The organism is Kitasatospora sp. NPDC097605 (assembly GCF_040302725.1).
Lineage (GTDB): Bacteria > Actinomycetota > Actinomycetes > Streptomycetales > Streptomycetaceae > Kitasatospora.
The window spans coordinates 1-3,537 of sequence record NZ_JBEOSF010000085.1 but is presented as its reverse complement, the minus strand read 5'-3'; the positions used below and the strand labels follow the sequence as shown (position 1 = coordinate 3,537).

The 3,537-nt window shown below is 73.3% G+C and carries 3 protein-coding genes, 1 rRNA gene and 1 pseudogene; 2 read left to right on the top strand and 3 right to left on the bottom strand.

Annotated elements, in window-relative coordinates; all coding sequences use genetic code 11:
• Positions 1 to 188, bottom strand: a pseudogene (locus tag ABTX81_RS39465) (electron transfer flavoprotein subunit beta); the annotation flags it as partial.
• Between the two features lie 369 nt (positions 189 to 557).
• Entirely contained in the window at positions 558 to 857 is a 300-nt protein-coding gene (locus tag ABTX81_RS39460) for a TlpA family protein disulfide reductase (protein WP_350555757.1), read from the bottom strand.
• 387 nt (positions 858 to 1,244) lie between these two features.
• On the opposite strand from ABTX81_RS39460, the gene ABTX81_RS39455 reads away from it, so the two are divergent.
• Positions 1,245 to 2,015 carry a lysophospholipid acyltransferase family protein gene (locus ABTX81_RS39455; RefSeq protein WP_350555755.1) on the top strand — a complete coding sequence of 257 codons (771 nt, stop codon included), beginning with the start codon at positions 1,245 to 1,247 and terminating at the stop codon, positions 2,013 to 2,015.
• A gap of 154 nt (positions 2,016 to 2,169) precedes the next feature.
• Positions 2,170 to 3,384, top strand: a complete 1,215-nt coding sequence (locus ABTX81_RS39450; protein ID WP_350555753.1) for a TolB family protein — start codon at positions 2,170 to 2,172, stop codon at positions 3,382 to 3,384.
• A gap of 65 nt (positions 3,385 to 3,449) precedes the next feature.
• On the opposite strand, the gene rrf is transcribed toward ABTX81_RS39450, so the two are convergent.
• Positions 3,450 to 3,537 (bottom strand): 5S ribosomal RNA (rrf, locus tag ABTX81_RS39445); the annotation flags it as partial.

Genomic DNA, 3,537 nt, shown 5'->3' with positions numbered 1-3,537 from the left:
GTCAGCACCGTCACCTCGGCACCCTCATGCGCCTCCGCGATCCGCAGCGCCTGCTCCACGCCGTACTCGTCCAGCTCCGACAGAAGGCCGTCCACGCCCTCCCGGTCGGTGGTGTGATCGTCCGAGAAACGACGGTCACCCGTCGCGTCCGGCACGTACTTCACACAGACAACGATCCTCAAGCTCACGGCCTGTCTCCTGTACTGGTCTCGTCCGGCGGCTGCGGCTGTTGCAAGCGGGCGCGAACTCGGCTCGCACCCGCTCCCGGCAGCGTGTTCCCGTGCCGGTCCGGAACTTCCTGGCAGCATACCCGCCAGTAGCCCGACGGTCACTACTCGCCAGTAGCTTACGCCGCGCGGTCCCGGCCGGGCGCCCCGCGGGCCCCCTCGGCAGCCCCGGGGAGACCTCCGGTCCGGTACGGACCGCGGGACGGCCGCGCCACCGTCAGGCCCATCCTGCCCCAGCCCACCTCCGACTCCACCCGACGGGGCTGCCCTTCCGCCACCCGATGCACTCGGGCCCGACCCGCGCGCCCCCGCGCGCCCCCACCCGAGGGCTCAGAGCGCCGCGGCCAGCGCCGCGATCACATCCACCTTCCGCGGCTGCCCGGCCGCCCGCCGCACCACCCGGCCGCCGGCGTCCAGCACCAGCACGGTCGGCGTCCGCACCACGCCCAGCCGCCGCACCAGCTCCAGCCGCTCCTCGGCGTCCAGCTCGACGTGCGCCACACCGGCCACCATCCCCGCCACCTCCGCCAGCACCCGCCGGGTCGCCCGGCACGGCTGGCAGAACGCGGTGGAGAACTGCACCAGCGTCGCCCGCTCCCCGAACGGCTCCCCCAGCTCCGCCGCCGACATCCGCTCCGCCCCGTCCTCCACCGCACCCACAGCCTTCCCTCACCCACGCACGCCCCACGGCCGCCCGAACGCGCCCGCGAGCACCACAACACCCGCCACCGCCCCGGTCATCCCCCGGCCCTCAGCCGGCCGCGACCGCCCGAACGGGCAGGAAACCGACCGGACGCCCGGCCGGGAAAGGTTCCCGGCCGGGCTCATCACGCACATCACACCGCCAGATCCGGCCCGGCGGCACGGCTCAGGTGACAGCGGGCACCCGTTCGGGGGATCATCTCCGTGTATCGCCCGTGGCCGCCGCGGTGTGCCGCGCCCCCGGTCGGCCCCCGCCTACGACACGCGGCACCCCGCCGTACCGGGCCGCCAGGCCCGTCGAAGTCAGGACTGACCGTGGCAGAGCTCGTGTACCCGCCGGTGATCGGCGCCGCGCTGACCGTCTTCCGCGCACTCGACGTGCGCATCAGGATCGTCGGCGCCGAACACATCCCCGCCAAGGGCGGCGCGGTGCTCGTGAGCAACCACATCAGCTACCTCGACTTCCTCTTCGCCGGCCTCGGCGCCTACCGCGGCGGCAAGCGCAAGACCCGCTTCATGGCCAAGGACGACGTCTTCAAGCACGCCGTCTCCGGCCCCCTGATGCGCGGCATGAAGCACATCCCGGTCGACCGCACCGACGGCCAGCCCGCCTACGAGGCCGCCGTCCGCGCCCTGCGGGCCGGCGAGGTGGTCGGTGTCTTCCCCGAGGCGACCATCAGCCGCTCCTTCATGCTGAAGAAGTTCAAGACCGGCGCCGCCCGGATGGCCGCCGACTCCGGCGCCCCGCTGCTCCCGGTGGTCCTCTGGGGCACCCAGCAGCTGTGGACCAAGGGCCGCCCGAAGACCCTCACCAAGCGGCACGTCCCGGTCACCATCATGATCGGCGAGCCGATCGTGCTGAAGCCCGAGGACAAGCCCGTCATGGTCACCCGCCGGCTGCGCGCCGCGATGTCCGAGATGCTCGACCGGGCCCAGCGCGAGTACCCGGGCAAGCCCTCCGGCCCGGACGACACCTGGTGGCTGCCCACCCACCTCGGCGGCACCGCGCCCACCCTGGAGACCGCCGAGGCCGAGGACGAGGCGGAGGCCGTCGCCAAGGCCGAACGCCGCGCCGCCAGGGACTGACGGCCCCGCGAACGGATGACTCCCCGTCCCCGAGCGGACGCGGAGCGTCGCGTGTCGCCCCGCTCCGCTCCCTCCGATCTGACACAGTGACAGCTCCTTCGGGGGGCTCACGCCCGGCCTCGCCGGACGGATCGGAGACGGAGATGAGACGCGGATGACCCGCACACGGACACGGCTCTCACGGACCACCCCCACCATCCACCGCGCCACCCCGACCACGGCCCGCACCCGCCACCGCGCCGGTGCGGGCCTCCTGCTCGCCGGGGCCCTGCTCACCGGCTGCGGCGCCCAGCCCGGCGAGATCCCGCTCAGCGAGATCCGCACCGAATCCCCCACCCCCGCCCCGGCCGTCGAACCGGCCGCCGCCGACGCCGCCGACGTGGTCGGCGCCCCCGCCGCCCCGGCCGTCCCCGCCGTCCCGACGGCCCACAACGGCCTCATCGCCGGCCGGGTCTTCCTCGACCAGGAGCGCCTCACCAGCGCCATCTTCACGGTCACCGCCGATGGCAAGACCCGCCAGCAGATCACCCAGCCGGCCGAACAGACCCGCGACGACCACCCCTCCTGGTCCCCCGACGGCACCACCCTCGCCTTCGACCGCACCGGCGGTGACTCCCCCGGCCGGATCTGGACCACCAGCGCCGACGGCCAGAACGCCCACCCGCTGGGCTCGCTCTGCGAGGAAGGTGCCCCCGACTGCCTCAACGAGAAGGAGGCCACGCCCTCCTGGTCCCCCGACGGCCGGCAGCTCGCCTTCACCCGCACCTGGGGCAGCTCGGACCCGACCACCGAGCAGACCCAGTACAGCGACCTCTATGTCATCTCCCCCGACGGCACCACCGCCCAGCGGCTCACCTTCCTCACCAACGACACCCCGTACTCCGGCACCGTCACCGACCCGGCCTGGTCCCCCGACGGCAAGCAGCTCGTCTTCTCCTACCGGACCAGCGCCACCGGCCGGCCCGCCAACAGCCGCGCGCTCTACATCGTCAACGCCGACGGCACCGGCCTGCGCCAGCTCACCCCGTGGGAACTGCGGGCCGGCGACCGCGCCAACTGGTCCCCCGACGGCACCCGCATCATCTTCACCACCTACCCCGCCGACAACGCCCCCGGCGGCGGCATCTACACCGTCCACCCCGACGGCACGGCCGTCGAAGCCCTCACCCCCGGCCCCTCCGACACCACCTACGGCGTCGCCTCCTACTCCCCCGACGGCACGGTGATCGCCTTCGCCCAGGCCCCCGCCGGCGGCACCTCCGAGCTCTACACCATGCGCGCCGACGGCTCCGGCGTCGCCAGGCTCTCCGACGTCCCCGGCCACGACGAGAGCCACCCCGACTGGGGCACGGCCCAACTCCAGGGCTGAGAATTCCTTTCCGGAAACGCAAAGAACCCCCGCCGGATAACCGGCGGGGGTTCTTTCCAAAATTTGTTCGGCGGCGTCCTACTCTCCCACAGGGTCCCCCCTGCAGTACCATCGGCGCTGTGAGGCTTAGCTTCCGGGTTCGGAATGTAACCG

What these genes read in the sequence shown, in the direction of transcription:
- ABTX81_RS39460 (WP_350555757.1), bottom strand. Translation starts at nt 857, where the DNA reads ATGTCGGCGGCGGAGCTGGGGGAGCCGTTCGGGGAGCGGGCGACGCTG.
- ABTX81_RS39450 (WP_350555753.1), top strand. Translation starts at nt 2,170, where the DNA reads ATGACCCGCACACGGACACGGCTCTCACGGACCACCCCCACCATCCAC.